We start from the raw sequence: 3977 nt of genomic DNA on the forward strand, positions 1-3977 counted from the left end.
GGTTGCAGATAGAGCTGACGAAGTCAGTATCATATACATACGGTAAGGCGACGCTGACGTGGTTTGAAGAGATTTTCGAAAAGTATAAAATAGATTGAATTTAGAATAGTCCATCGAGTTTTATAAAACATTGTTAGAAATTGGTCTGAATTCCGTAATCCAGTTGTTCGGTTTTTATTTCATTTAACAATAATTTACCAACTGTTTAACTCAACTAAAAATCCCCAATCGAAGCGATTGAGGATTAAGCAAATGAATCTTAAACAATACCTTGTGCAATCATAGCGTTTGCTACATTTTCAAAGGCAGCAATGTTAGCTCCTGCAAGGTATTCTTTATCAAGACCATATGTTTCAGCAGTTGTTTTAGCTGTGTTGAAGATGTTTGTCATGATGTCTTTGAGACGGCCATCAACTTCTTCACGAGTCCATGAGAGGCGAAGGCTATTTTGGCTCATTTCAAGGGCTGAAACGGCTACACCACCAGCGTTGGCAGCTTTTGCAGGTCCGTAGAAGATACCATTTTCTTTGTAGACTTTGATGGCATCAAGGTCGCTTGGCATGTTGGCACCTTCAGATACACAGATCACGCCTTGAGCAACCAAACGTTTAGCTGCTTCACCGTTGATTTCGTTTTGAGTCGCACATGGAAGAGCGATATCATAGTTTCCAGCGTAAGTCCATACAGAACCTTCATGATAAGTAGCGGTTGCTTTCTCAGCTGCATACTCAGTCAAACGAGCGCGACGTTTTTCTTTAACATCAACCAAAAGATCGAAGTCGATACCATTTTCATCGATGACATAGCCGTTTGAGTCAGAAACAGAAATAACAGTTGCACCAAGTTCAGTCGCTTTTTGAAGAGCATATTGGGCAACGTTACCAGAACCTGAAATGACTACTTTCTTACCAGCAAAGCTATTACCGTTAGCTTTGAGCATTTCTTCAGTGTAATAAACCAAACCGTAACCAGTTGCTTCTGGACGAATCAAGCTACCACCAAATCCAAGAGGTTTACCAGTCAAGACACCAGCATCAAATTGGTTAAGACGCTTGTATTGACCGTAAAGATAACCAATTTCACGTCCACCTACACCGATATCACCAGCAGGTACGTCAAGTGATGGCCCAATGTATTTTTGCAATTCAGTCATGAAGCTTTGGCAGAAGCGCATCACTTCAGCATCTGTTTTACCTTTAGGATCGAAGTCTGATCCACCTTTACCTCCACCGATAGGAAGTCCAGTCAAGACATTTTTAAAGATTTGTTCAAATCCGAGGAATTTCAAGATCCCTTGGTTTACAGTTGGGTGGAAACGAAGTCCGCCTTTGTATGGTCCAACAGCTGAGTTGAATTGAACACGGTAGCCACGGTTTACTTGAACTTTTCCATCACGGTCAACCCAAGGAACACGGAAAGAAATCACGCGCTCAGGCTCAGTAATACGTGCCAATATATTTTCTTCGATATACTCAGGGTGTTTTTCGAATACAGGTTCTAAAGTGTTGAAAAATTCTTCAACAGCTTGGAGGAATTCAGCCTCGTGCCCGTTACGAGCTTTTACAGTTTCAAACACGCTTTGGATATATTCTTTAGCAGATGTCATATCGTTCTCCTTAAATTCTAATTTAATTATGTGTGTCATTATAGCAGAATTTTTTTTAACTGTAAAGAGAAAAAACAAAAATTTTCTAAAAATTCTTTCAATTTGGTTTTTGGGATTTTTTGAAAGTAGATAAAAAACGAACGTTTTTCTTATAAATGCCTTTCTCAAAGAGAAAATCTGAAAATATGGTATAATATTAGCAATAAAAGGAATCTGGAGGATCAGAATCATGGTATCAACGAAAACGCAAATTGCTGGTTTTGAGTTTGACAATTGTTTGATGAATGCAGCAGGTGTGGCTTGTATGACGATAGAGGAGCTAGAAGGGGTTAAAAACTCAGTTGCAGGAACCTTTGTCACAAAGACTGCGACCTTGGACTTTCGTCAGGGGAACCCTGAACCACGTTATCAAGATGTTCCACTTGGTTCTATCAACTCTATGGGTTTGCCAAACAAGGGCTTAGACTACTATCTGGACTACCTTTTGGATCTGCAGGAAAAAGAGCCAAATCGAACTTTCTTCTTATCTCTAGTTGGTATGTCTCCAGAGGAAACCCATACTATTTTGAAAAAAGTCCAAGAGAGTGATTTTCGTGGTCTGACTGAGCTAAACCTCTCCTGTCCAAATGTTCCAGGAAAACCTCAGATTGCCTATGATTTTGAGACAACAGACCGGATTTTGGCAGAAGTATTTTCCTACTTCACCAAACCTCTTGGAATTAAATTGCCACCATATTTTGACATTGTTCACTTTGACCAAGCGGCAGCTATTTTCAATAAGTATCCTCTTAAGTTTGTCAACTGCGTCAACTCAATCGGAAACGGCCTATATATAGAAAATGAGTCCGTCGTTATTCGTCCTAAAAATGGTTTCGGTGGCATTGGTGGTGAGTATATCAAACCGACTGCTCTAGCTAATGTTCATGCCTTTTATCAACGCTTAAATCCTCAAATCCAAATCATTGGAACAGGCGGCGTGTTGACTGGTCGTGATGCCTTTGAACACATCCTCTGTGGAGCAAGTATGGTACAGGTGGGAACCACCCTTCACAAAGAAGGAGTTGGTGCTTTCGAACGTATTACCAATGAACTAAAAGCTATCATGGTGGAAAAAGGGTACGAGAACCTAGAAGATTTCCGTGGGAAATTGCGCTATATTGACTAAATTCAATCGAAAAATCAGAAGAAAGGAGAGAGGATGCTAGCTATTGAAGAAAGTCAGAAGTTGACTTTATCAAATTTACCTAGTTTGAGCCTTTTTACAGGGACAGACCAGGGTCAGTTTGAAGTTATGAAGAGTCAAGTGTTGAAACAGATTGGGTATGATTCTGCCGACCTCAACTTTGCCTACTTTGATATGAAAGAAGTGGTCTACAAGGATGTGGAACTGGAGTTGGTCAGTCTTCCTTTCTTTGCCGATGAAAAAATCGTGATATTAGACCATTTTGTCGATATTACAACAACCAAGAAACGCTTTTTAACAGATGATGAGCTTAAGTCGTTTGAGGAATATCTTGACAATCCTTCGCCAACAACCAAGTTGATAATATTTGCAGAAGGAAAGCTGGATAGCAAAAGACGGTTGGTTAAATTACTTAAGCGTGATGCCAAGGTCTTTGATGCAGTAGAAGCCAAAGAACAAGAATTGCGCCAGTATTTCCAAAAGTGGAGTCAGAAACAAGGTCTGCAGTTTGCCAATCATTCTTTTGAAAATCTTCTCGTCAAGTCGGGTTTTCAATTTAGCGAAATTCAGAAAAATCTCCTCTTTTTACAGTCCTATAAGGAAGACTCTGTTATCGAGGAAGAGGATATTGTCAATGCTATTCCCAAGACCTTGCAGGACAATATTTTTGATTTAACTCAGTTTATTCTGACTAAAAAGATGGACCAGGCGCGTGATTTGGTTAGAGACTTGACCTTGCAAGGTGAAGATGAAATCAAACTGATTGCAGTCATGCTGGGACAATTTCGGACTTTTACTCAGGTGAAGATTTTGGCGGAGTCTGGGCAAACAGAATCGCAGATTGCAAGTAGTTTAGGAAGTTTTCTCGGACGCAATCCCAATCCCTATCAAATCAAGTTTGCGCTGAGAGATTCAAGAGGACTTTCCTTGAGCTTTTTGAAGCAAGCTATTTCCTATTTGATTGAGACAGACTATCAGATTAAGACAGGTCTTTATGAAAAGAGTTTCCTTTTTGAAAAGGCACTCTTACAGATTGCTAGTCAGGTCAATTGACATTTTTTTGAAACTAAAACCCGCGTCAATATTATTTTGTCGTGGGTTTCTTGCTAATTTGCTTGTTTTATACTCAATGAAAATCAAAGTGCAAACTAGGAAACTAGCCGCAGGTTGCTCAAAGCACTGCTTTGA

General features: G+C 39.8%; 3 protein-coding genes. 2 read left to right on the forward strand and 1 reads right to left on the reverse strand.

Features of this window, described 5'->3' with window-relative positions; genetic code table 11:
• Positions 1 to 259 precede the first annotated feature (259 nt).
• Positions 260 to 1606: an NADP-specific glutamate dehydrogenase gene (gene gdhA / locus HT714_RS05945; RefSeq protein WP_173226671.1), complete on the reverse strand. Its 1347-nt coding sequence runs from the start codon at positions 1604 to 1606 to the stop codon at positions 260 to 262.
• Positions 1607 to 1835: 229 nt separating this feature from the next.
• On the opposite strand from gdhA, the gene HT714_RS05950 reads away from it, so the two are divergent.
• The gene (locus tag HT714_RS05950) at positions 1836 to 2771 is read left to right on the forward strand and encodes a dihydroorotate oxidase (RefSeq protein ID WP_173226669.1); all 936 of its coding nucleotides are present in this window, start codon (positions 1836 to 1838) and stop codon (positions 2769 to 2771) included.
• A 33-nt stretch (positions 2772 to 2804) separates the two neighbouring features.
• Positions 2805 to 3842 carry a DNA polymerase III subunit delta gene (holA, locus tag HT714_RS05955; protein WP_173226667.1) on the forward strand — a complete coding sequence of 346 codons (1038 nt, stop codon included), beginning with the start codon at positions 2805 to 2807 and terminating at the stop codon, positions 3840 to 3842.
• Positions 3843 to 3977: the final 135 nt, after the last annotated feature.

The organism is Streptococcus sp. 3705 (assembly GCF_013277145.1).
Lineage (GTDB): Bacteria > Bacillota > Bacilli > Lactobacillales > Streptococcaceae > Streptococcus.

Bases quoted from the DNA above. Each gene is read 5' to 3' on its own strand.
- gdhA (WP_173226671.1), bottom strand. From the start codon at position 1,606: ATGACATCTGCTAAAGAATATATCCAAAGCGTGTTTGAAACTGTAAAA.
- HT714_RS05950 (WP_173226669.1), top strand. From the start codon at position 1,836: ATGGTATCAACGAAAACGCAAATTGCTGGTTTTGAGTTTGACAATTGT.
- holA (WP_173226667.1), top strand. From the start codon at position 2,805: ATGCTAGCTATTGAAGAAAGTCAGAAGTTGACTTTATCAAATTTACCT.